The 23595-nt window shown below is 60.5% G+C and carries 22 protein-coding genes; 8 read left to right on the top strand and 14 right to left on the bottom strand.

Annotated elements, in window-relative coordinates:
* Positions 1–105: 105 nt before the first annotated feature.
* On the top strand, positions 106–306 hold the full coding sequence (locus IE093_RS15655; RefSeq protein WP_189470796.1) for a hypothetical protein: 201 nt from the start codon (positions 106–108) through the stop codon (positions 304–306).
* A gap of 14 nt (positions 307–320) precedes the next feature.
* On the opposite strand, the gene IE093_RS15650 is transcribed toward IE093_RS15655, so the two are convergent.
* The 3 genes from IE093_RS15650 to IE093_RS15640 form a co-directional block, all read right to left on the bottom strand.
* Positions 321–2120, bottom strand: coding sequence for an ABC transporter ATP-binding protein (locus IE093_RS15650; RefSeq protein ID WP_189470832.1), 1800 nt, complete (start codon positions 2118–2120; stop codon positions 321–323).
* A 160-nt stretch (positions 2121–2280) separates the two neighbouring features.
* Positions 2281–3147, bottom strand: a complete 867-nt coding sequence (locus tag IE093_RS15645; RefSeq protein WP_189470794.1) for a class I SAM-dependent methyltransferase — start codon at positions 3145–3147, stop codon at positions 2281–2283.
* A gap of 179 nt (positions 3148–3326) precedes the next feature.
* Positions 3327–4673, bottom strand: coding sequence for an MFS transporter (locus IE093_RS15640; RefSeq protein ID WP_189470793.1), 1347 nt, complete (start codon positions 4671–4673; stop codon positions 3327–3329).
* 540 nt (positions 4674–5213) lie between these two features.
* Here IE093_RS15640 and IE093_RS15635 point away from each other — a divergent pair.
* The 3 genes from IE093_RS15635 to IE093_RS15625 all read left to right on the top strand — a co-directional run bounded on the left by IE093_RS15635 (position 5214) and on the right by IE093_RS15625 (position 7084).
* Positions 5214–5789: an ANTAR domain-containing response regulator gene (locus tag IE093_RS15635; RefSeq protein ID WP_189470791.1), complete on the top strand. Its 576-nt coding sequence runs from the start codon at positions 5214–5216 to the stop codon at positions 5787–5789.
* 223 nt (positions 5790–6012) lie between these two features.
* The gene (locus IE093_RS15630) at positions 6013–6357 is read left to right on the top strand and encodes a hypothetical protein (RefSeq protein WP_189470789.1); all 345 of its coding nucleotides are present in this window, start codon (positions 6013–6015) and stop codon (positions 6355–6357) included.
* 106 nt (positions 6358–6463) lie between these two features.
* Complete coding sequence (locus IE093_RS15625) at positions 6464–7084, top strand: TetR/AcrR family transcriptional regulator (RefSeq protein WP_189470786.1); 621 nt, start codon at positions 6464–6466, stop codon at positions 7082–7084.
* Positions 7085–7111: 27 nt separating this feature from the next.
* Here the strand turns inward: IE093_RS15625 and preA are convergent, their stop codons facing one another.
* From preA to IE093_RS15605, 4 genes are all read right to left on the bottom strand, one after another.
* Positions 7112–8404, bottom strand: coding sequence for an NAD-dependent dihydropyrimidine dehydrogenase subunit PreA (gene preA, locus IE093_RS15620; protein WP_189470784.1), 1293 nt, complete (start codon positions 8402–8404; stop codon positions 7112–7114).
* Complete coding sequence (locus tag IE093_RS15615) at positions 8401–9780, bottom strand: NAD(P)-dependent oxidoreductase (protein WP_229803638.1); 1380 nt, start codon at positions 9778–9780, stop codon at positions 8401–8403. The genes preA and IE093_RS15615 overlap by 4 nt, the downstream gene beginning before the upstream one ends.
* A gap of 47 nt (positions 9781–9827) precedes the next feature.
* Positions 9828–11270 carry a dihydropyrimidinase gene (gene hydA / locus IE093_RS15610; protein WP_189470783.1) on the bottom strand — a complete coding sequence of 481 codons (1443 nt, stop codon included), beginning with the start codon at positions 11268–11270 and terminating at the stop codon, positions 9828–9830.
* Between the two features lie 62 nt (positions 11271–11332).
* Entirely contained in the window at positions 11333–12199 is an 867-nt protein-coding gene (locus IE093_RS15605) for a nitrilase-related carbon-nitrogen hydrolase (protein WP_189470781.1), read from the bottom strand.
* A gap of 563 nt (positions 12200–12762) precedes the next feature.
* On the opposite strand from IE093_RS15605, the gene IE093_RS15600 reads away from it, so the two are divergent.
* Entirely contained in the window at positions 12763–14265 is a 1503-nt protein-coding gene (locus tag IE093_RS15600; protein ID WP_189470778.1) for an NCS1 family nucleobase:cation symporter-1, read from the top strand.
* A gap of 102 nt (positions 14266–14367) precedes the next feature.
* Here the strand turns inward: IE093_RS15600 and IE093_RS15595 are convergent, their stop codons facing one another.
* A complete protein-coding gene (locus IE093_RS15595; RefSeq protein WP_229803636.1) occupies positions 14368–15804 on the bottom strand; it encodes a peptidoglycan DD-metalloendopeptidase family protein in 1437 nt (478 codons plus the stop codon).
* Between the two features lie 55 nt (positions 15805–15859).
* Here IE093_RS15595 and IE093_RS22495 point away from each other — a divergent pair, with 55 nt between their 5' ends.
* Positions 15860–16084 (top strand): hypothetical protein, encoded by a 225-nt coding sequence (locus IE093_RS22495; protein ID WP_229803635.1) that lies wholly within the window; start codon positions 15860–15862, stop codon positions 16082–16084.
* A 237-nt stretch (positions 16085–16321) separates the two neighbouring features.
* Here the strand turns inward: IE093_RS22495 and IE093_RS15590 are convergent, their stop codons facing one another.
* Positions 16322–17167 carry a pirin family protein gene (locus IE093_RS15590; protein ID WP_189470774.1) on the bottom strand — a complete coding sequence of 282 codons (846 nt, stop codon included), beginning with the start codon at positions 17165–17167 and terminating at the stop codon, positions 16322–16324.
* Positions 17168–17266: 99 nt separating this feature from the next.
* Here IE093_RS15590 and IE093_RS15585 point away from each other — a divergent pair, with 99 nt between their 5' ends.
* Both IE093_RS15585 and IE093_RS15580 read left to right on the top strand, forming a co-directional pair.
* Entirely contained in the window at positions 17267–18217 is a 951-nt protein-coding gene (locus tag IE093_RS15585) for a LysR family transcriptional regulator (RefSeq protein WP_189470772.1), read from the top strand.
* Positions 18218–18265: 48 nt separating this feature from the next.
* Positions 18266–19267: a glutathione S-transferase family protein gene (locus IE093_RS15580; RefSeq protein WP_189470770.1), complete on the top strand. Its 1002-nt coding sequence runs from the start codon at positions 18266–18268 to the stop codon at positions 19265–19267.
* Positions 19268–19459: 192 nt separating this feature from the next.
* Here IE093_RS15580 and IE093_RS15575 read toward each other — a convergent pair whose 3' ends face one another.
* From IE093_RS15575 to IE093_RS15555, 5 genes are read right to left on the bottom strand one after another with little or no spacing between them, the layout of a single operon-like run.
* The gene (locus tag IE093_RS15575; protein WP_189470769.1) at positions 19460–19909 is read right to left on the bottom strand and encodes a YaiI/YqxD family protein; all 450 of its coding nucleotides are present in this window, start codon (positions 19907–19909) and stop codon (positions 19460–19462) included.
* A gap of 56 nt (positions 19910–19965) precedes the next feature.
* A complete protein-coding gene (locus IE093_RS15570) occupies positions 19966–20796 on the bottom strand; it encodes a phosphodiesterase (protein WP_189470767.1) in 831 nt (276 codons plus the stop codon).
* Positions 20789–21871 carry an ABC transporter ATP-binding protein gene (locus IE093_RS15565; protein WP_189470765.1) on the bottom strand — a complete coding sequence of 361 codons (1083 nt, stop codon included), beginning with the start codon at positions 21869–21871 and terminating at the stop codon, positions 20789–20791. The genes IE093_RS15570 and IE093_RS15565 overlap by 8 nt, the downstream gene beginning before the upstream one ends.
* A 34-nt stretch (positions 21872–21905) precedes the next feature.
* The gene (locus tag IE093_RS15560; protein WP_189470763.1) at positions 21906–22694 is read right to left on the bottom strand and encodes an ABC transporter permease; all 789 of its coding nucleotides are present in this window, start codon (positions 22692–22694) and stop codon (positions 21906–21908) included.
* Positions 22691–23593: an ABC transporter permease gene (locus IE093_RS15555; protein WP_189470761.1), complete on the bottom strand. Its 903-nt coding sequence runs from the start codon at positions 23591–23593 to the stop codon at positions 22691–22693. The genes IE093_RS15560 and IE093_RS15555 overlap by 4 nt, the downstream gene beginning before the upstream one ends.
* Positions 23594–23595: the final 2 nt, after the last annotated feature.

Below are 23595 nucleotides of genomic sequence, written 5' to 3'. Positions count from 1 at the left end.
AGCCGAGCGTTAGATAGCTCAGGGCGGCCAAGCAGCCAGCCAGAACTGCATAGGGTAGCTGAGAAAACGCATGCTGGAAGGGAGTGCAGCCGCTCGCAGGTATTGTTGCCGTTGATCGAAAGCCTATGGCTGCAGTATGGCCCGAGCATGCGCTATATCTGCATGCGTTGGGGAGCCTCGCATATCGCCGACGACTATCATCGTGAAGTCACCCTGGCGTTATCGCGTGGCGATGAAGAGGTATTCTGCCAAGCCATCGCTGCAGATATTGAGCAAGGGATGCAGCTACTGAGTCAGATGGAGTGATCGCGCTTGCCGGGTTACTGATACCCCTTGGCCTGTAGCCGGAACAAGTGTGCGTAGCAGCCGTTCTCGGCCAGCAGGGTGGCGTGGTCGCCGTGTTCGACGATGCGGCCCCGGTCGATCACCAGGATCTGGTCGGCGGCGCGCACCGTGGAGAAGCGGTGCGAGATGAGGATGGTCATCTTGTCGCGGCTGTGCTCGCGGAAGCGGACGAAGACCTTGGCTTCGGCGGCGGCGTCCATGGCCGCGGTGGGCTCGTCGAGCACCAGGATGTCGGCTCCCTCGCGCATGTAGGCGCGTGACAGGGCGATCTTCTGCCACTGCCCGCCGGAGAGTTCCTGGCCGTGCTTGAACCAGCGACCCAACTGGGTGTGATAGCCGCTTGTCATGCGCGAAATGAAATCATCGGCCAGGCCGCTGCGTGCTGCTGCCTGCCAGCGGGCTTCGTCCTCGAAGGCCTCGACATCGCCGACCCCCAGGTTCTCGCCGACCTGGAGCTGGTAGCGAACGAAATCCTGGAAGATCACCCCGATGCGCCGGCGCAGGGTTTGGATATCCCACTCGCGTAGGTCACTTCCGTCGAGCAGGATGCGTCCCGTGGTAGGTGGGTAAAGGCGGGTGAGCAGCTTGATCAGGGTGGTCTTGCCCGAGCCGTTCTCGCCAACCAGGGCCAGGCTCTGCCCGGGGCGCAGGTGCAGGTTGATGTCGTGCAATACGGGGGTGTCGGTCCCGGGATAGGTGAAACCGACATGTTCGAAGCGGATGCCGTCGCCGGGGATGGCGCCCTCGGTCAGGGTGCCGCTGTCGGACTCGACCGGCTGTTCGAGGTATTCGTAGAGGTTGGACAGGTAGAGGTTGTCCTCGTACATGCCACTGATCGCCGTCAGGCTTGCTGAAAGCGCCGCCTGTCCTTGCTTGAAGACCATTAGGTACATGGTCATCTCGCCGAGCGTGAGATTGCCGCCCACGGTCTCGATCACCACCCAGGCGTAGGCGCCGTAGAAGGCGAGGGTGCCCAGCAGACCGAGCAGGAAGCCCCAGGTGTCGCGGCGAATGGTCAGGCGCCGGTCCTCGTCATACAGGGTGTCGAAGATGGCGCGATAGCGGTCGAGGAATAGCGGCCCCAGGCCGAACAGCTTGACCTCCTTGATGCTGTCCTCGCGTGCCAACACGGTTTCCAGATACATCTGCATGCGCGTCTGTGGCGAGCGCCAGCGGAATAGCCGGAAAGCGTCGCCGGAGAACTTGGCCTCGGAAACGAACACCGGTAGGGCGCCGAGCATGAGGATCAAGAGCGCCCAGGGCGAGAATTGCACCAATAGTACGCCGAAGCTCACCAGAGAGATGGCATTCTGCAAAAGCGAGAAGGTCTTGTTCACCAGCGCCAGTGGGCGGGCAGAGGCTTCGCGCCGGGCGCGGGTCAATTTGTCGTAGAGCTCCGAGTCCTCGAATTGGGCCAATGACAAGGTGCCGGCCTTCTCGAGAATCATCACGTTGACCTTCTGGCCAAGCAGGGCGCGCAGCAGCGATTGCTGGGCCGAGAGACCGCGTTGGGCCAGGGTGATCAGAGCGATCACCAGGGCTTCCAAGGCCACGTAGCGCAGCACCGGCCATAGTGCGGCCTCTCCCGTTTCGCGGTGTGTCTGCATGGCGGCGACCACCGCATCGACGATCAACTGACCGACCCAGGCCGCCACCGCCGGCAATACCCCGGCGACCAGGGTGCAAAGCGCCAGGCCGAACGTCAGGCCGCGAGAGGTGTCCCACACCAGCTCGAGCGCCCGGCGACTGTAACGGAATACCCCGAAGAAGCCCATCAGGGGGCCGGCATCGGTACTGGTGGACGGGGGTCGGTCGGTATGCGAGGACAAACGAACGAACCCTTATCGCAATCGGAAAAGGACAGTGTAACCGCTGGCACATTCAGCGTGTGCCGCCTTCCCTGGCGGTAGGAGGAGGAGAGTATCAGTGCATCCCCTATTCGGGGTTGCGTGCCGTGATAGTCCACGAACTGGAACCCATTACGATGGCATCGCCCTGCAGGTAGGGGCGCAAGACATCGCGGAGTGCCTGTTCGATGCTGTCGCGCTGGCGCTCGGCCAGTTCGCCGGCCTCGCGGAACACTTCACCGGCTGGTCCCAGGGCGAGCTGGAACTGCATGGCATTTTCTACCGAATCGCCCACCGTGACCGGTCCGTCATTACGTTCGAAGGCTATGTCGGTGAAGCCGGCGATCTCGAGTTGCTGGGTGACCACTTCCGGGTTGGCCATCGAGAACGGGCCCGGCCCGCAGGTGCGGGCGTCCTCTCCCGGGGGAGGCAGGAAGTCCAACACCACCTGCTTGGGGATGCCGAGCCACGGATTGTCCTCGATATCGCGCCACACGATGAACATCAAGCGGCCACCCGGGCGCAGCGCGGTGCGGATATTACGCATGGCGACCACGGGGTGTTCGAAGAACATCATCCCGAAGCGCGAGAAGCACAAGTCGAATTCAGGATCGAAGGGGTAGCGCTCCACATCGGCGGCCACGAAGCGGATGTTCTCGAGCCCGGCGGCCTCGGCCTCCTGTCGACCCTTCTCGAGGAACTGTTCGACGCAGTCCAGGGCCAGCACGAAGCCTTGCGGTCCGGTCCGCTGCGCCAGGTGGATGGCAGTGTCGCCCCAGCCGCATCCGACATCGACGATGCGTGATCCCGGCGTGAGATCCAGCTTCTCGAGCGGGACGCGACTGTGATAGCTCAGCCCGTTCATCAGGATCTCGCGAAAGCGTTCGAACTTTTCGGCGAGAGTGTCGTTCCAGAATTCGACATATTCGCTGGGCTGTTCGCTGACCTGTGTCATGGTCGTGCCTCCAGGATCGGTTTGAAGGGGCCGGCGACTTTTCCGTTGCGTCGGCCCCCTACAGTATGGGGGATCATGGTAATTCTGGCCCGTCTGTCAGCTGGTTCGAAACGAAGCCGCCGCCCAATCGGGCGGCGGTGCATGTTGCAAGCCAGAGCGACTGGCGATATGGCTGGTGCTCAGCGCAGCGACAGGGCGGGAGAGTCGTCGCCAGCGGCTTCGCGATAGGCGGCTTGTTCCTCGGCTTCGACTTCCGGAGAGAAACGCACCACCAGTGCACACAACGAGGCAATCACCACGGCGATGCCGAGATAGAACAGGCCCTGCTGGTAGCTGAGAGATTCGGAGCGGAACAGGAAACCGGCGGCCACGGCCCCGGCGTTACCACCGGCGCCGACGATGCCGGCTACCGCCCCCAAGGCCTTCTTGTTGACGAAGGGCACCACGCCGAAGGTGGCGCCTTCGGCCATCTGCACGAACAGGCTGAAGACCAGCATGATGCCGATGGCCAGTGCCAGGACATGCATCTGTGAGAAGAACATCAGTGCGACACCCTCGCACAGCATGGCGATGAACAGCCAGCGCACACGGCCCTTGAGTCCGCCATTGCGGGCGAAAAGGTCGGAGAAGACACCCCCCAGGGTGCGGGCGAAGATGTTCATCAGGCCGAACAGGCCGGCAATCAGACCAGCGGTGGCCAGCGTCAGGTCGAAGTTGTCGAAGAAGTAGATGGCGGCGATGTTGTTGATGGTCAGCTCGACGCCGAAGCAGGCGGCATAGACCACGAACAATGCCCACACGCGAACGTCCTTGGCGGCGGCCGCGAAGCTCTGGCCCATACCGTGTTCGCCGCTGGCCGGGGGCAACTCGCCCCGGGCACGCAGTTCGTCGAAGTTGCCGTTCGGGGCATCCTGGGTAAAGAAGTAATAGGCGATACCGACTAGGAACAGCACCACGCCGGGCACCACCATGGCCAGACGCCAGCCAAAGGCCTCGTTGACGCCGAGCATCAGGATGCCGGAGAAGATCAGCGGCATCAGGATTTGGGTAGTACCGCCACCCAGGTTGCCCCAGCCCGCCGAGGTGGCGTTGGCGGTACCGACCACGTTGGGGGCGAACATCACCGAGGTGTGATACTGAGTGATCACGAAGGAGGCACCGATGGCGCCGATTGCCAGGCGGGCTAGGAAGAAGGTTTCGAAGCTCGAGGCCAGGCCGATGCCCATCACCGGCAGGGAACCCAGGCACAGTAGCCAGGTGTAGGCCTTGCGCGGACCGATACGGTCACATAGCACCCCAATCGCCAGTCGCACGATCACGGTGATGGCCACCGAGGCGATGATGGTGTTGCCGATCTGGGTCTTGGTCAGGCCCAGGTCGTCACGCACTATCGCCATGAGCGGTGCGATGCCGAACCAGCCGAAGAAACAGATATGGAAAGCGAACCAGGAGAAGTGGAAGGCGCGCATTTGTGGCGTCTTCAGATTGAACAGACGGATTCTGTTGGCCTTGTTGTGAATTTCCATGTGGGCAAACCTCGTCGAACGCAAGTTGAGTACCTTCGTCGTTGAAGGCCTGGGGTTCGACGCACTCGTGCCCGTCTTGGGCCTGGTCCACGTCATGCGAATATCTTTGTCGGCCAACTCTTAGCAACTGGCATGCCAGTTTTTATAAATATTGGAAAATCATTAAGTTGTAGGGGGTGCGGGGATATCGTCGAGCGCTTCTTTGGCGCATGTCAGGGGGAGTTTGCACCATGAAAAAGCATCCTGGCCCGGGCAATTCCTCGGAATGGCGCGAATATGGCGCTGCAAGGTGTCATCTCTATGTGGCGTGATTCTTGCTTGCTTGAGAGGTAAGGCAGAATTCGCTTCGTGAATACGCACGCCGCGCTCAGGGGGTGTTTACAAATGTGACGAGCGACGGTCAGGCAAGGCGAAATCAGCCGAAAAAGCGGAGTTTACGAGTTTGTAAATGAGCATTTTGAGGCTGATTTCAACGCAGCATGGCCTAGCGCAGTAGTTTGTAAACACCCTCTTCACGGGCACCATCGTAGAGGAATCAGAATGACCATCAGGGTGCTGATCGTGGATGCCAAACCCGAGCGCTCCCAAGTGCTGGAAAAGGCGCTGGTAGAGGCAGGGTTCGACGTTCTGGCCACCGTCGATGAACAGCAGGACCTGCATGCCGTGGTCGAGCGGCTGCAGCCGGATGCCGTGATCATCGATGCCGCGCTACCTAGTCGCGATACCTTGGAACATGTGGGACAACTCGGCCGGCGTTACCCCAAGCCGATGATCATGCTGGCCGAGGAAGAAACGCCGGATCTTACGCGACAGGCCGCCAAGGCCGGCGTCAGTGCCTATGTCGTCGACCATGTGAAGCCGGCGCTGATGCGTTCGATGGTCAATGTCGCCATCACCAGCTTCGAGTCTCACCGCGCCCTCAAGGGCGAACTGACACGTACCCAGGAAACCCTCGCTCAGCGGCGCAGTATCGATCGTGCCAAGGCGTTGATCATGGAAATGCGCGGCATTGGTGAAGAGGTCGCTTACCAATATCTGCGCTCGACGGCGATGAATCGGCGCATGACCATTCATGAGCTGGCGCAGGAGATGCTGGCCGCCGCAGGCAAGAGGTAAGCGTTGTCCGAAAACTCCCTGCGCTTGGCGATTTTCGGACAAACCTAGGAGAAGAGGATGAACCCCGAAATAATACGTTTGACCCTGGGCCTGGACGGTCGGGCAACCCCCATGCTCTCGGCGTTGACTCTCAACCTGGGCGGCAATGCGATCACCGTATCGCCAGCGTTATACCGCCAGATGGAGGCTTTTGCGACCGACGGGTTGGAGAATCCCGTCGCCAGTGCTCAATCCGGCCGATATTCGGGAGGGAGAGCGCTTGCCCGGCGCGACGTTGTTCCATCGTCATGCTGCCAATTTCCCTTGGTATTCGCAGACACGCTGGTATGCGGAGCAGATGCGACGCTGGGGGCACCTGCCGCAAGCGTGTGACCTGGAGGCCACCATTGCCCGTTGCGTGCGGCCCGATCTTTACCGTCAGGCTGCGGCCGATCTGGGAATTTCCGTGCCCTTGATCGATAGCCGTGCCGAAGGTGCCCATGATCGCCCCTGGTCGCTACCGGGAAGTCGTGGCGAAATCGCCATGGCTCCGGATGCCTTTTTGGATGGTGTCGTGTTTCGCGAGTGACGCCACGCATACCAAAGGGGGCGCGGCCTCCTGGCCCGAGATGGTAAGCTGGAAACCGCCGATGCCTATCGGCGGTTTCTGCTGTTCCACGGGGCACGAGGACAGGATGGCAAAGAAGAAAGGCGAGATTCGTCGGCGCAATGTCGAGAAGATTCTGCTGGTAGCCGAACAGGTGTTCGCGGAGAAGGGGTACGCCGGAGCATCGATGGGTGAAATCGCTCAACTGGCGGACATTCCCAAGTCCAATGTGCATTACTACTTCGCCACCAAGGAAGATTTGTATCGCGAGGTATTGCTTGGACTACTCGAGGTATGGAAGCAGGATGCGCTCTGCTTCGAACTCTACGACGACCCACGGATCGTGCTGTCTTCGTATATCCGTGCCAAGATGGCCCATTCCCGGGATCGAGCGTATGGCTCCAAGGTGTGGGCAGCAGAGGTGATGCAGGGAGCACCCATCCTACAGGAGCAGTTGCGCGATAACCTCTACGAGTGGGCCAAGCTAAAGGAGGCCAAGATCCGCGAATGGATCGATGACGGCCGTATCCTGCCGGTCGAACCCTCGCACCTGCTGTACATGATCTGGGCTTCGACTCAGCATTATGCCGATTTCAATTACCAGATATCCCTGCTGAATGATGACCGCCCCCTCGACGATCTCCAGTTCGAGAAGGCGGTCCAGTCGGTGACGTCAGTGATACTGCGTGGGATTGGCTTGACTCCCTGAGCGGTACACGAGAGTGAGGCCGTTCTTTCAACTCGCCTTACGGAAGGGGTTGCGAGGATCCTGTTCCCAGCTCATGTAGGGTTTTCCGGTCTCCTGCGGCACCATGCTGATGCAGTTCTCTACCGGACAGGTGATCTGGCACAGGTTGCAGCCCACGCACTCTTCCTCGATGACCTCGTAGCGTTTGGCGCCGCTGGTTTCGACCAACTGGGCGATCGACTGGTGCGAGGTGTCCTCGCAGGCGATATAGCAGCGCCCGCACTGGATGCACCTGTCCTGGTCGATATGGGCGATGGTCTTGAAGTTCATGTCGAGGTGTTTCCAGTCGGTGGTATTGCTCACCGCCTTGCCGGAAAAATCGGCGACCGAACGATAGCTTTTTTCCGCCATCCACCGCGATAGCCCGTCCTTCATTTCCTCGACGATGCGGAAACCGTGCAACATGGCGGCGGTACATACCTGTACGCTGCCGGCGCCGAGGGCGATGAACTCCGCGGCATCCCGCCAGTTGGATACCCCGCCGATACCGGAGATCGGCAGGTTGCGGGTGGGGGCGTCGCGGGCGATCTCGGCGACCATGTTCAAGGCGATTGGCTTGACCGCACTGCCGCAGTAGCCGCCATGGGTGCTCTGGCTGCCCACTGTGGGCTTGGCCACCATGTTGTCCAGATCGAGGCTGGTGATCGAGTTGATGGTGTTGATCAGCGACACCGCGTCGGCACCGCCACGTAAGGCAGCCTGGGCCGGGGCCCGGATATCGGTGATGTTGGGCGTCAGCTTGACGATCACCGGCTTGGAATAATACTGCTTGCACCAGCGAGCGACCTGCTCGATCAGGTCCGGGTTCTGGCCCACCGCGGCACCCATGCCACGCTCGGGCATGCCGTGAGGGCAGCCCAGGTTGAGTTCGATGCCATCGGCACCGGTGGCCTCCACCAGCGGCAGGATATGCATCCACGAGGCTTCCTCGCAGGGCACCATGATCGACACGATCAGCGCGCGGTCCGGCCAGTCCTTTTTAACCTGGGCAATTTCGCGTAGGTTGATCTCCAGCGAGCGGTCGGTGATCAGCTCGATATTGTTGAAGCCCAGTACCTCTCGATTCTTGCCGAAGTGCGCCGAGTAACGCGACGAGACGTTGACCGCGGCCGGATCCTCGCCAAGGGTCTTCCATACCACGCCGCCCCAGCCGGCCTCATAGGCGCGCACTACGTTGTAGGCCTTGTCGGTGGGCGGTGCCGACGCCAACCAGAAGGGATTGGGTGCCTTGATACCGGCAAAGTCGATGCTGAGATCCACTCCGTTGACGATGCTGTTCATGCTGCCTCCTGCTTGGCCATGAGATCCTGATGGATAGCGTGGGCGGCAAGCTTGCCGTGCTGTACTGCCTGTACGGTGAGGTCCTGCCCGGGGGCGATACAGTCACCGCCGGCATAGACGTTGGGCAGTGAGGTGCGGAAGCTACCGTCGACCCGGATTCGCTCGCCGTCACGCTCGAGTTCCACCGCCAGCGGGTCGGCAAGGCTCGCCTCCGCAAAGGACTGGCCGATGGCCTTGAACACCGCATCGGCGGCGATTTCGAAGGTCTCGTCGGTACCGACAAGGCGGCCGTCTTGCTCATGGGTCTTTTCGAAACGCATGCCGGCGACGCGCCCCCCGTCGTCGAGCAGCACTTGCAGAGGCCGGGCCCAAGTCAGTATGCGTACCCCGTTTGCCCTGGCGATCTCCTGCTCGTGGTCGGTGGCTGACATCGCCTCGACACCGCGGCGGTAGACCAGCGTCACTTCGTCAGCACCGAGTCGAGCCATCTGCGTCGCCATGTCGATGGCGGTATTGCCGGCGCCGATCACCACGCAGCGCTTGGCCAGCGGTAGCTCGCCGAGGTCATCGGCCTGACGCAATTCCTTGATGTAGTCGACGGCGGGTGCGAGGCCCGGCGCGTCCTCGCCGGTCAGCCCCAGTGCGCGGCTGGCGCCTAGGCCAAGCCCCAGGAACACGCTGTCATAGTCGGCATGCAGACGTTCGAGGTTCAAGTTGTCGCCCAGGCGCTGACCGTAACGAATCTCGATGCCACCGATCTCGAGCAGAAACTCCACCTCCTTGCGGGCGAAGTCGTCGGTCATCTTGTAACGGGCAATGCCGTATTCGTTGAGCCCGCCGGGTTTGGCTTCGGCCTCGAAGATCACCACCCGGTGGCCGAGCATGGTGAGCCGGTGGGCGCAAGCCAGGCCAGCCGGACCAGCACCAACCACGGCAATGGTGCGGCCGCTATCGGCGGTACGGGCGAATGGGTGCTGGTCGAAATTCATGTGATCGGTAGCGTAGCGCTGCAGCAGGCCGATCAGCACTGGCTGGCATTCAGCGTCGTGATTGCGCACGCAGCTCTGTTCACAGAGGATCTCGGTAGGGCAGACCCGCGCGCAACTGCCACCCAGGATGTTCTGCTCCAGGATCGTCTGCGCGGCGCCATTGATATTTCCTTCGCCGATCTGACGGATGAAGCGCGGGATATCGATATCCGATGGGCAGGCCTCAATGCAGGGAGCGTCATAGCAGTACAGGCAGCGTTGGCTCTCGATGACCGCTTGGCGCTCGGTGAGCGGAGGATGCAGGTCGCGGAAGTTGTCGGCCAGCGCCTGCGGCGTCATTTCCGGGTTTTCACCGACCCGGGGCAGGTGCTTCAAGTCATTGGTCACGGTAATGGCCCCTTGTTGTTATGGTGCCGTTTGCTGAGCGGGCGTCGTTAGCTGCGCTCGACCGGCTGCGGTGCGTCGTATTCGGCGCGGCGTTGCAGGACATCGAACACGCCTGGATAGGCAGGGCGTTCCAGGTAGCGGCCGGCGCCGCGTTCGGCGCGAAGCTCGCCGTCTCGCCATACCCATTTGCCCTGGCTGATGGTATGGCGCGGAATGCCGTGCACTGTCTTGCCCTCGAAGATATTGAAGTCGACGTTCTGGTGGTGGGTCTTGGCCGAGATGGTGCGAGTCCCCTGCGGGTCCCAGAGCACCAGGTCGGCGTCGGCACCGACGCGCACGGCGCCCTTGCGTGGGTAGAGGTTGAATATCTTGGCGGTATTGGTGGAGGTCAGCGCCACGAAGTCGTGGATCGACAGCTTGCCGGTATTCACCCCTTCGTCCCACAACACCGCCATGCGATCTTCGACGCCGGCGGTGCCGTTGGGAATCTTAGTGAAATCCTCCTTGCCCATGGCTTTCTGTTCGGCACAGAAGCAGCAATGGTCGGTGGCGGTGGTCTGCAGGTTGCCGGATTGCAGCCCGTTCCACAGTGCCTCCTGGTGCCCCTTGGGCCGGAAGGGGGGGCTCATGACGTGTGCTGCGGCGCTGGTCCAGTCGGTGTTCTGGTAGACGCTGTCGTCGAGCACGAGGTGACCGGCCAGACACTCGCCGTAAACCGGATGGCCCTGCTGGCGGGCGTAGGTGATCTCGTCCACGGCGTCCTTGGTCGAGACGTGCACCAGGTACACGGGGGTGCCGAGGGTACTGGCGATACGGATCGCACGGCTGGCAGCCTCGCCCTCGACCTGGGGAGGGCGCGACAGCGGATGAGCTTCCGGTCCCGTCATGCCCTGGGCAAGCAGCTTCTGTTGCAAGTGGTAGACCAGTTCGCCGTTCTCGGCATGCACCGTAGGCACCGCGCCGAGTTCCAGGCAGCGTGAGAAGCTCTGCACCAGGATGTCGTCGGTGGCCATGATGGCATTCTTGTAGGCCATGAAATGCTTGAAGCTGTTGACTCCATGCTCCCGCACCAAGGTACCCATGTCTTCGTGAACGCTGTCGTCCCACCAGGTAATGGCGACGTGGAAGGCGTAGTCGGCGGCGGCCTTCTCCGCCCAACCGCGCCAGGTCTGGAAGGCCTCCATCAGAGACTGACCAGGGCTGGGAATCACGAAGTCGATGATCGAGGTGGTACCGCCGGCGAGTGCCGCAGCGGTGCCGGTGTAGAAGTCTTCGCTGGCTACGGTGCCCATGAAGGGCAATTGCATGTGGGTATGCGGGTCGATGCCGCCGGGCATCACGTATAGATCCCCCGCCTCGATCACCTCGCAACCGGCGGGAACGTCAAGATTCTCGCCGATCGCCTGGATCTTGCCGTCGTCGCACAGCACGTCGGCGCGGTAGGACTCTTCATGGGTGACGACGGTGCCGCCACGAATCAGTAGGGTCATGGTCGCTCTCTCCGTTCTCTTGTGCTTGTAGGTTTAGGCCTGAGCTGAAGGTCAACGAGCGCCTATTCGCCGTCGGTCAGGCGGCCATAGGCATCCGGTCGCCGGTCACGGAAGAACTGCCAGTTGTTGCGCACCTCACGCACCATCGCGAGGTCGATCTCGTGGATCAGCAGTTCGTCTTCCTTGTCGCTGGCTTGGGCCTCGATCTGCCCGCGCGGATTGACGATGTAGGAGGAACCGTAGAACTCGCCGATGTTCCACGGTGCCTCGGTGCCGACTCGGTTGATGGTGGCGATGAAGCAGCCATTGGCGGCAGCGGAAGCGGGTTGTTCCAGTTCCCACAGGTATTGGGACAGACCTGCGACGGTGGCCGACGGGTTGAAGATCATCTCGGCGCCGTTCAAGGCCAGGGCGCGCCAGCCCTCGGGGAAGTGGCGGTCATAGCAGATATACACACCGATCTTGCCGTAGGCGGTATCGAACACCGGCCAGTCCGATTTTCCGGGTTTGAAGTAGAACTTTTCCCAAAAGCCAGCGACCTGGGGGATATGAGTCTTGTGGTACTTGCCCAGGTAGCTGCCGTCGGCATCGAATACCGCGGCGGTGTTGTAGTAGACACCGGTCACGGTTTCTTCGTAGACGGGCACGATCATCACCATGCGGTGCTCGGCGGCGAGCTTCTGCATCAACTGGCAGGTCGGGCCTTCCGGGACGCGCTCGGCGGCGGCGTACCACTTGGGGTCCTGGCTGGGGCAGAAGTAGGGTTGGTTGAACACTTCCTGGAAGCACAACACCTGCACGCCGGCATCGGCGGCCTGCTGGATCAATGGCAGGTGAGCCTCGTTCATGGCGTCGCGAATCGCGGCGGGATCCAGGTCGGTACTGGCTTTCAGGCCCATCTGAATAAGGCCGATCTTCATTTTCTGCATCGTGGATTGTCCGTTTCGTATTGTGGTTGTTTAAAACTGACACCATGGACAGCTTTTTGAAAGCTAGACCCGCTGGCAGGAGAAATGCAAGACTTTTTTCAAGATCAAATTATTCTGCCTTAAGTTATTGTAATGAAAGGTATTTGAGCAATCTTTGGTTTGGTAAGCACATTTTTGGTGAGGATGTGCACCGATTGGGTGAAACAGTTAGGATTATAAAAAATACAATAAAAACAGATAGTTAAATTATTTTGTCTTGTGATTTTGATTAGGGTGTTAATCAAACTTGAACCATTATGAAAACTGACTAGCCTGTCATGAAGCGTCAGAATTTCAGGGAGAACGATGCTGAATTGGATCTTGATATATCCATGCTTATTCTTGTCAGTATCGTCAGTTTTTTCTGGAAATCATTAAGTTGCCGCTCATTTCCAGCCACGAGGAGTGAATGGGGAGCGCTCTTTGTAGGTTGCAGATTGGCACTTGGGCACGCTTATTGCTTTGTGTTTGGCACGTCCGCCAGGTAGGCGCCGTGAATCAATCAAGTGACGAGGAGAACAACAATGACCGTCAAGTCATCTCGAATGTTGGATAGGCAGGGCTTGATAGAGCTCGATGAGGGTGACGACGTCCGTGACAGCCCGCGTTTCAATACCGATATCGCACCAACCAAGGCGAGTGAGCGGACCTGGTCACGCTGGAACATTGCCGCGCTGTGGGTGGGGATGTCGATCTGCGTGCCGACCTATACGCTGGGCGGCGTGCTCACGGCCTATTTTGGGTTGAGTGTGGGAGAAGCATTGCTGGCCATTTTGTTGGCCAATGTTATCGTGCTGATTCCGCTGACGCTGAATGCTTTCCCCGGTACCAAATTCGGTATTCCCTTTCCGGTGGTATTACGCTCTTCGTTCGGGATTCTTGGCTCCAATGTACCGTGCCTGATCCGGGCGCTGGTCGGCTGTGGTTGGTTCGGTATCCAGACCATGTTCGGTGGCTTGGCGATCCATCTGCTGCTGTCGGCAATCTTTCCGCCTTGGCAAGCATTGGGCGGTGTCGGTGAAGTGATCGGTTTCTTCGTCTTCGGCGCTATGAATCTGTATGTGGTGATTCGCGGTGCCGAGTCGATCAAGTGGCTGGAAACCCTGGCGGCTCCCTTGTTGCTGGCGGTCGGCGTCGGGCTGATGTTCTGGGCATGGCCGCACATGTCGATGACCGAGCTGCTGGCACAGCCGCCGTCGCGCCCGGAAGGGGCGCCGGTCTACGGTTACTTCTTTGCCGGGCTGACCGCCATGGTCGGGTTCTGGGCCACGCTGTCACTGAACATTCCCGACTTCAGCCGTTTCGCCAAGAGCCAGAAGGATCAGATCGTCGGTCAGATTATCGGTTTGCCGCTGACCATGTTCTTCTTCGCCGCCCTGGGGGTGGTGATGACGGCCGCGTCGGCATCGCTGGTCGGCCGCACCATCGCCGACCCGGTCAACCTGATCGGCATGATCGACAATCCCTTCTGGGTCGGTGTCGCGATGATTCTGATCATCATCGCCACCCTGTCCACCAATACGGCGGCGAATATCGTCTCGCCGACCAACGATTTCCAGAATGTGGCGCCGAAGCTGGTCGACCATCCCCGCGGCGTGCTGATCACCGGCCTGGTGGGCGTGTTGCTGATGGGTTATGACTTGCTGCAGAAGGCCGGTGTGATCACCTCGGGCGTGACCCTGGAAAGCCTCTACTCCAACTGGTTGCTGGGTTATTCGAGCCTGCTGGGGCCGATCGCCGGGATCATGGCGGTGGATTATTTCCTGATCAAGCGTCAATCCCTGGATGTGCCGAGTCTCTATCAGGACAACAAAGCCTATCCGGCGATCAACGCGGCGGGTTTCATTGCCTTCGGTGTTCCCGTGCTTCTGACGCTGGTGGCACTGACAACCGGCACCATGGCGTGGTTCTATGATTACGGCTGGTTCACCGGCTCCGCCCTGGGGGCCATGACCTACTATGTGGCGAGTCTGATTCTATCGCCCGCCCAGCAAACCGTGCCGATAGCGACTGCCGATATGGAGTGACTCTGCTGGGGGGCATTGTCGCGATATATTGGATTCGACACGCCAACGCCCCGCAAACATGCGGGGCGTTGGCGTGTTGGTAACGGCGATGGATAACGGTAATCAGATGCCGTCGTGGGGGTGCGGATCGCGGTTGCCGGTACTGGCCACCACGGTGCCGGTTTCGCCGCTTTCAAGTGCGGCCAGTAAGGGCTCGGACTCTTGCTGGAAGGCGGCCAAGGCGTCGCCTTCGAGGCTCTGGTTTTCCGGCAGGTCGACGCGCATGGGGTCTACCCGCTTGCTGCTGACCATCACTTCATAGTGCAGGTGAGGGCCTGTGCTGCGACCGGTGTTGCCGGAAAGAGCGATGCGTTCGCCCATGGTCACGCGGTCACCACGATTGACCAATGGCCTTGAGAGGTGGAGATAACGGGTGCGGTAGCCGTTATCGTGGCGTATTACGACGAAGCGCCCCGCGAGCGGGTGGCTGCCCACTTTTTCCACGCGCCCATCGGCTGGAGCGGTAACGGGAGTGCCCCTGGGCATGGCGAAATCAGTGCCGTAATGTGGGCTGATACGACCGGTAACCGGGTGCTTGCGCTGAAGGTTGAACGACGAACTGAGCCGGTAATTACCGTTGAAGGGATAGCGAGCGAAGGCGGGGTCGAGACTATTGCCTTCCGGAGTATAGAAACGGTTGTCGGCGCTGTTGCGAACCACGGTCAAGTCCATTCTCGCCCCCTCGTACTGGACGGCGAGAATGCGGGGATCGAGATTCTGCCCATCGATGACGTCATGCTCGACCAGTACTTGGAAACGATCGCCGCGACGGGTGTCGCGGCGAAAATCGAGTTTTTTCGAGAGGAGGCTGCTGAGTTGAGCAACCTCGGCGGCCGACAGGCCGGTTGCCTCGGCTGAGCGACCGAAGCTGCCACTGACGGTACCGGCAAACAGGCGTTGGGTCGCTTCACCCGATTTTTCGATACTCGCGATGTCGAAACCCTGCTCGACGTCGCGTTCGATCAGGTAGCCACTACGGGCGTTCTTCATCACGCGTAGCGCTAATAACTGGTCATTTTCATCGAGCTGGTATTCGAAGCTGTGTCCGACCCGCAGTCGCGTCAGCACTTGCTTTTCGGGGAGACTTTCGAGAAGACGCATGACCTCGCTATAGCCCAGACCCAGATTGCGTTCGGCCAGAACGGCGAAAGTGTCGCCTCGTTGAATGGTGTAGGTTTGCCACTCGGGTGTATAAGTCTGCTGAGCGATGATCTCCTCATCGAGGAAGACATTTTCATCGTCGAACAACACAAGCGGGTCTTCGTAGGAAGTGCCGCCTGAGGACTCTTCTTGCTCTTGGTTTTCCTGGTCTCCCGATGCGGAATACCGAGGCAAGGTCATGGCCAGGTGCAGGACATCGCTATCGATGTGGGGAGACGCTTCGGTCTGCGATGAGTCGGCAGTGGCAATATGAGGTTCTGAACTTGCCGGCATCATGATGTCGCGGACTTCTTCCTCCTCCCCTTTAGCCGCTGCGGGAGAAACGAAATCGATATCCATGACTTCCTTGACGGCTAGTTCACGGATCGGTACATGTTGACGAGTAGCGTCTCGCGTGTTCGATGCCAACGGGACTGACTCGGTAGCGAGAGAATTGCTGACTACCAGTTTCGAGTCGCTGGAAGAAGAAGTGTCGAGTTCGACGGGGATGGAAGTGATAGCAGAGTTGCTGTCACTCGCATTGCCATCGAAAGCGCTGAAAATCTTTTGTGTGCCCAGCACGGTGACCATGGTGGCGACCGGTAAAAGTAACAATTTGTGCGTGCGGGGCAGCGAATGAAGAATTCGCAACATGATAAAGGCCGTACGTGTTAGATGGATATAAAAAGGCAGACGAACCTTAACCCATGACGCAAGACCTGCCTAGTCTGTATGTAGATACAGTAACGAAGAGGCGGCTCGAGACCGCAGAGTCTCTGTGGTCTCGAGTCCGTGCAGAGTGAAAAAAAGAGGGACTTTCCGGCGTCTGTTTTTCGCTTTGGAAGTGGCTAATTTTTGATCAAGGCATGGCCGATTTCTAACCTGTCAAGGTGCCATCACGATACTCGGCCAGCGTCTGTTCCAACTCGGCATGCGTGTTCATGACGAAAGGACCATAGTGCGCGATGGGCTCCTGGTGGGGGGTGCCCGCGAGGATCAGCGCTTGAGCGCCCGGCGCACTAGAAAGCTGTAGTTCATCGCCCGCGCTCAGTTTGGCGAGCTGCCCCCGACCGATATGTTGATCCGAGACCGTCAACTCGCCGGCGAAGACATAGAGCAGCAATGTCGGGGCGGCATTGACCAGATCCAGAGTTCCCCTTTCTTCCAGCGTGACGTGTGCCACTGCACCGTGTCCGGCCAGCGCATCCAATGGACCACTGATCGCAGTACCATCCTGGAGTTGCCAGTCACCGCCCAAGGCTACCAGCCGTGCACCTTCGGCCACGAGCGTGGACATTTCGTGGGCACGCACATCGCGATAGGTCGCCGGGCTGAGCTTGTCCTTGGCGGCCAGGTTCAGCCATAACTGAAAGGCGTGCAGGCCCTGACTGTCGGTCAAGGGCATCTCGGAGTGAATGATGCCACGGCCGGTGTGCATCCATTGGGCATCGCCGGCACCGATAGTGCTGGTATGCCCCATGTGATCCTCATGGGTCAGGCCGCCATGGATCACGTAGGTCAGGGTCTGAATGCCCCGATGAGGATGCGGTGGGAAGCCACCGATATAGTCGTCCGGTTGATCGGAGCCCAACTCGTCGAGCATCAGGAAAGGGTCGAGGCCGCCACCGAAGTCGTGGATGCGGCGAATCTTGACCCCGTCGCCATCCTGGCTGGGATGGCTTTTGAGCAGGCGTTCAACTCGGCGTGAGGAAGAGGTCGGCATGGAGATATCCTCTTGGTGAACCAGTCTGACTGGCATTTTAGGTCATGTTTTTCGAAAATTAAGCGCATAATTTGCCTTTAACGATTCGAGGAAATCGAAATGTCGCGTGTCACCCTGGCCCAGTGGCAGATGCTGGCCGCCGTCATCGACCATGGCGGCTTCGCACGCGCCGCCGAAGCGATTCACAAGAGCCCATCGACCTTGAACCACGCCGTTCATAAGCTCGAGGAGCAACTGGGCATCCAGGTACTGGAACCAGTGGGGCGTCAAGTGCGCCTTACCGAGGCAGGGGAGATGCTGCTGCGCCGGGCACGGCAACTTCTCGAAAATGCCGAAGCCTTGGAAGATGTGGCGGAGCGCCTGGCCGAAGGGCTCGAGGCCGAAGTAATACTGGCCGTGGATCAGATCTTCCCTCCCGATGCCTTGGCCCATGCCTTGGAAGACTTCTCCGCCGCCTATCCCTACGTGCGAGTGCAGTTGCATGAAACCGTGCTCAATGGCGGCATCGAGATGCTCTACGATGCTCGTGCCGATATGGTGGTTTCAGGGCTCGCGGCGCAAGGCTTCCTCGGCGAGCCATTAGTGACCGTGAACTTCATCGCCGTGGCACATCCGTCACATCCATTGCATCGCTTGGGTCGCGAACTCGACCTGCGCGACCTCGAGCAGCATCGCCAATTGGTGGTCCGTGACTCGGCCCTGCGTCAGTCGATGGATGCCGGTTGGCTCAAGGCCGAACAGCGTTGGACGGTCAGTCACCTCGACACCTCAATCGACATGCTGGCGCGCGGCCTGGGGTTTGCCTGGGTGCCGGAAACCCGCATTCGCGACCTGCTCAACGACGGCTCGTTGGTCCCCCTGCCGCTGTCGGTGGGCGGTACCCGTGAGGTGCCCATGCAACTCATTCATCGCGACCGGGACTGTGCCGGGCCAGCGACGCGCGCCATGGCCGATGCGCTGAAGGCGGCTGTACTGGCTTGCTGTTCGGAGCACAATGATTCGATTTTGTCGAATGATAGGGCGGAAAACATGCGCTTGAGCATCGATTGAATCGGTTTAGGCTAGAGGCAGTGATTCCAAACCGTTCAGGAGATGACCATGGGCCTGTTGATCGATGGCAAGTGGCACGATCAGTGGTACGACACCAAGAGACATGGCGGTGAGTTCGTGCGCGAATCCGCCAAGTTGCGTGACTGGGTGACTGCCGATGGCGGCCCGGGACCGACTGGACAGCCGGGGTTGCCCGCCGAGGCCGGGCGCTACCATCTCTATGTCTCCCTGGCCTGTCCTTGGGCGCATCGCACTTTGATACTGCGCAAGCTCAAGGGGCTAGAGGGACTGATCAGCATGTCCTATGTCAGTCCGCTGATGCTCGATCAGGGCTGGACCTACAACCGCGAACAGGGCTCCAGCGGCGACCCCATCAGTGGTGTGGAGTTTCACCATCAACTCTATACCCTCACCGACCCGCACTATACCGGTCGTGTCACGGTGCCGGCACTGTGGGACAAAGAGCAGCGTCGCATCGTCAACAACGAGTCCGCCGAATTGGTTCGGATGTTCAATTCAGCTTTCGACGCACTCACTGGCAACCGCCTGGATTTCTACCCCGAGGATCTGCGCAAGACCATCGACGCGGTCAATGCCGATGTCTACGAGCACATCAACAACGGCGTCTACAAGGCGGGGTTCGCCACCGAGCAGGCTGTGTACGACAAACATGTCACAGCATTGTTCGAAGCGCTGGAGCGCATCGAGAGGCGTCTGGGCGAGTCACGCTACCTGGCCGGCGAGTGGTTGACCGAGGCCGATATCCGCCTGTTCACCACCCTGATACGTTTCGACGCGGTTTACTACGGCCACTTCAAGTGCAACCTCAAGCGCATCGAGGACTATCCCAACCTGTCGAATTACCTGCGCGAACTCTACCAGTGGCCTGGGGTGGCGGAGACGGTGAACCTGGAACATATCCAGCGCCACTACTATTACAGTCACGACACCATCAACCCCACGCGCATCGTGCCCAAGGGGCCGCTGCTGGATTTCGACCGGCCACATGATCGTGAGCGGTTGCGGGGGAAGGGAGTCCGTGAGAAGTAAGAGGGAAGAAGGAAAGAAGGAAAGAAGGAAAGAAGGAAAGAAGGAAAGAAGGAAGAGGTGGGGCGTTCACCGGAATGGAATTATTCCGTGGGAGCGCAGATTTTCTGCGCGAATGGCGCCGTCAGGCGCCCATACGGCCTCCGCTATCGCCCAGCAAGCTGGGCTCCCACGGCCATGCTAGCCTCATGGTTCTTAGGCATTCTTGGCCAGCCAGCGGTCCAGGGCATTGGCGAATTCGCGCCGGTCGCTGTCCGAATAGCCCTTGGGGCCGCCGGTGTGCTCGCCGCTAGCGCGTAGCGTCTCCATGAAATCCCTCATTTGCACCCGCGCGCGGATATTGTTGTGGTCGAGTGATTCGCCGCGGGTTGTCATCACGGCTGCGCCCTTGTCGAGCGCTTCCATGGCCAAAGGCAGGTCCGAGGTGATCAACAGGTCGCCCTTTTCCAGACGCGCGACGATCTCATGATCGGCGGCATCGAAACCGCTGGCGACGGCCAACGATTTCACCCAACGCGAGGCCGGCAGTGGCACTTGATGATTGGCGACGAACCAGGTCGTTGTGTTGGTGCGCTCGGCGGCACGCACGATGATGTCCCGTGCCACGCGAGGGCAGGCGTCGGCATCGATCCACAAGGTCGGCATGGGGGCTCCTGAATGGGTACGACGCTGGATGATAGCATGCGCCAGCTCTTCTCTCCTCAGTCGATCAGCCCACTGTCGTCATAGAACGGGAAGGGACCAGGGTATTCCACGATGAAGCCCTGGTGGGTCACCATGCCGATGGAGGGTGTCCAGTGGTGCAGTAGATACCCGGGGGGTTCAAGATGAAAGCTTGAGGGGCCTTCGGAGGTGAGATCCAGGCTGACCTGGTGGGAGGCGCCAGGGCAACTGATCGCCAGCGTATTGGCAAAGCGAGCCTGGATGCCGCGATGCAGGTGGCCGCATAGCACCCGTTCCACCTGGGGGTGCTGGCCGATGACCTTCGCCAGGGCATCGGCATTTCGCAGACGCTGGCGATCCATATGCCCGATGCCGCTGACGAAAGGGTGGTGATGCAGCATGACCAGGGTGGGGCGTGCCGGCTGCTGGAGCAATGTCTCGTCGAGCCAGCGCAGGCGTTCCAGGCACAGGGTGCCATGAGGGTGCCCGGGTAGCATGGAGTCGAGCCCGATCAGCCGCACCGGATAGTCGTCCACTACCCATTGCACGAAGCGGGGGTGCTGGAAGAGATAGGAATGATCCGGAAAGGTGGTGCGCAGTTTGTCGCGATCATCGTGGTTTCCCGGGATCAGATAGACCGGCAGCCTGAGGTCAGCCAGGATTTCCCGAAGGGTGACGTATTCTTGGGATTGGCCGAAATCCACCAGGTCACCGCTGATCAGCAGTAGGTCCGGGCGTGGTGTCAGGTGGTTGAGTTTGTGGATCGCTTGGCGAAGTGCTCCGGCGGTGTCCACTTGGCGGTAAGAGAGGCGTCCCCCTGCCTTGATATGGGGGTCGCTGATCTGGGCGATCAGGCAGTGCTCAGCCATGGGCAACCTCCTGTACATCTCGCTGTGAGTTGCACTGCTCGGGATGGAACAGCACCTCGGGCGGTATTGTCAGGCCGATGACCTCGCCGACTCGCCAGTGCTCGCGTGAGGGTGCGTCGACCTGCAGCGGTGTGCTGCTGCCGGTATCCACCATCAGGCGCTGGGTTTGTCCTAGGAAGACGCTCTGGATCACGCAGCCCTGGATGGCGGCAACGTTCGTTTCCACTATCTGGATATCCTCGGGCCGGCAGTAGATGCTAGGTAGCCCCGAGAGGTGCGGGCCGTGCAACTCGCCGCCGTGAACCACAAGTCGTCCCTGGGGGCGAGAGCCGATCACCTCCAGTCGATTGACGGCGCCGATGAAGTCAGCGACGAAGGCACTGGACGGGCGGTGATAGATTTCCTGGGGCGTGCCGAGTTGGGCGATGCGCCCCGCCTGCATAACGGCGATACGGTCGCCCAGGGCCATGGCCTCGGCCTGATCGTGGGTGACATAGACGGCGGTGATGTTCAGTTCACGCAGTAGCTGGCCGATCTCGATGCGCAGCCGATCGCGCAGCTTGGCATCCAGGGCGGCCAAGGGCTCGTCGAATAGCAGCACCTTGGGGCGTACAGCGATGGCCCTGGCCAGCGCCACACGCTGTTTCTGCCCGCCGGAAAGAGCGTCGATACGACGCTCGCCAAAGCCTTGCAGATCGACCATGGCCATGACTTCGTCCACACGCTGGCGTATCTCGGTGGCCGGCAGGCGCTGGATCTTCAGCCCGTAGGCGATGTTGTCGGCGACGCTCATGTTGGGAAACAGTGCATAGTTCTGGAACACCATGCCCACGTCGCGCTTCTCGATGGGCCGTTGGGTGACATCACGCTCGCCGAAGCGTACGCGTCCTCCGGCGTCGGGGGATTCCAGGCCGCTGATGATGCGTAGGGTGGTGGTCTTGCCGCACCCGGAGGGGCCGAGCAGTACCAGGGTCTCGCCGGCGGCGATGCTCAGATCGAGGGGGTGCAGGGCGGTGTGGCCGTTGGCGAAGGTACGTCCGCAGCGCTCCAGGGTAATGCTGACGGATGAGGTCATGACGGTCTCGTTGGCTATTCGCAATGAAAAGGTGTCAGTGGTGTTGGACGGTGAGGCGTCCCGCCCACTGGATGGCGACCAGCAGGGGCACGATCATCACCAGGAAGATCAGGGTGTAGGCCGAGCCGATCTCCAGGCGCATGGAGGCGTAGCTATCGGCGAGTCCCACGGGCAGTGTTTTGGTCAGCGGGGTATGCAGCATCCAGGTGATGTTGAATTCACCGATCGACAGGGTGACCACCATTAGCGCGCCGGCCAGGATGCCACTCATACAGTTGGGCACTACCACGGTGAGGAAGCGTCGCCAGAAGCCTGCACCCAGGCTGGCAGCGGCTTCTTCCAACTGCGGTAGCCGAGCGGTGCGCATCACCGAAAGCACCGGACGGATCATGAACGGCAACGTGAACAGCACGTGGCCGACCAGGATGAACAGCCAGCTGTCGCGGAACTCGCGGTAGTGGCCATAGGCCAGAAGCAGCGCCAGTGCCGTGGCCAGCCCGGGTACAGCCACCGGTAGTAGCAAGGCTTCCTCGATGGCGTTGGCCCAACGCCGTCGGCTGCGCAGCAGGCCGTAGGCAGCAGGCACCCCGAGCAGCACGGTGACGGTAAGGCAGGCCAGGGCCAGCCGAATCGACAGCCAGATGGTGTCGGCGTAGAGCTGCCAGACATCATTGACCCAGCGCAACGTCAGGCCACTTTTCAGACCGACGAAATAGTTCTCGGTGAGCCCGGCCAGTGCGGACATCACTACCGGCACGATCATGAACAGACACACCAGCAGGGTGAAACCCAGCTGCAAGAGGAAGCGAATGCGAGTCGTCATGCTGGAGCTCCCAGGCTACTGCCGGCCAGCTTGCGGGCTATGCTCAAGGCCAGCCAGGTGATGAGCCCCAGCACCACTGAGAGGGCGGCGGCCATGGCGAAGTTGGCGTAGTTGGTGAATTCACCGTAGATATTGAGCGGCAGAATGCTCATCCGGGTGCCCAGGGTGAAGGCTGTACCAAAGGCACCCATGCTGGTGGCGAAACAGATCGCCCCGGTAGAGAGTAGCGCTGGGGCGATGCCGGGGACTATCACGTCGCGGGTGACCCGCCACGTGTCGGCACCAAGTGAGCGGGCTGCTTCTTCCAGGCTGCGGTCGAGCGTTTCGCAGGCCGCCATCACCGTGGTGATCACCCGTGGTATGGAGAAGTAGAGGTAACCGACGAACAGCCCTGTGAGGGAGTAGGCGAATATCCAGCGCTCGTCGAATAGCCACTGGCTAAGCTGTGCCAGGATGCCTTGTCGGCCGCCCAGCATGATTACCAGAAATCCCACGACCACACCCGGAAAAGCCAGCGGGAAGGTCAGGATGGCGACCAACGCCGCCTTTCCCGGGAAGCAGTGCCGAGCCAGGAAGAAGCCCGCCAGGCCGGCAATCCCCACGGCGGTTATCGAGACCACGAGGGAGACGCCCAGCGTGGCGGCCAGGCTGATCAGGTACTGGCGATGGGTCAGGATGGCCAAGTAGGCACTGATGCCACTGCCACGGTCGATCTCGGCCCCCATTAGCACCAGGCGGGCAAAGGGCAACAGCCAGAAGGCGCAGAACATGGTCAGCGCTGGTGCCAGTGCCAGCAGGGCCAGACGCTGTTGACGTCGCGTGCCGGCCGGACCTGCCGCCGCCTTGGCCGAGGATGAAGCGGCTCCTGCCCGGAGCCGCCACTGTGAAACCGTCGTCATGA

The sequence above is a fragment of the Litchfieldella qijiaojingensis genome, from assembly GCF_014651875.1.
GTDB classification, from domain to species: Bacteria; Pseudomonadota; Gammaproteobacteria; order Pseudomonadales; family Halomonadaceae; genus Litchfieldella; species Litchfieldella qijiaojingensis.
This window is presented reverse-complemented; position numbering and strand designations above follow the sequence as displayed.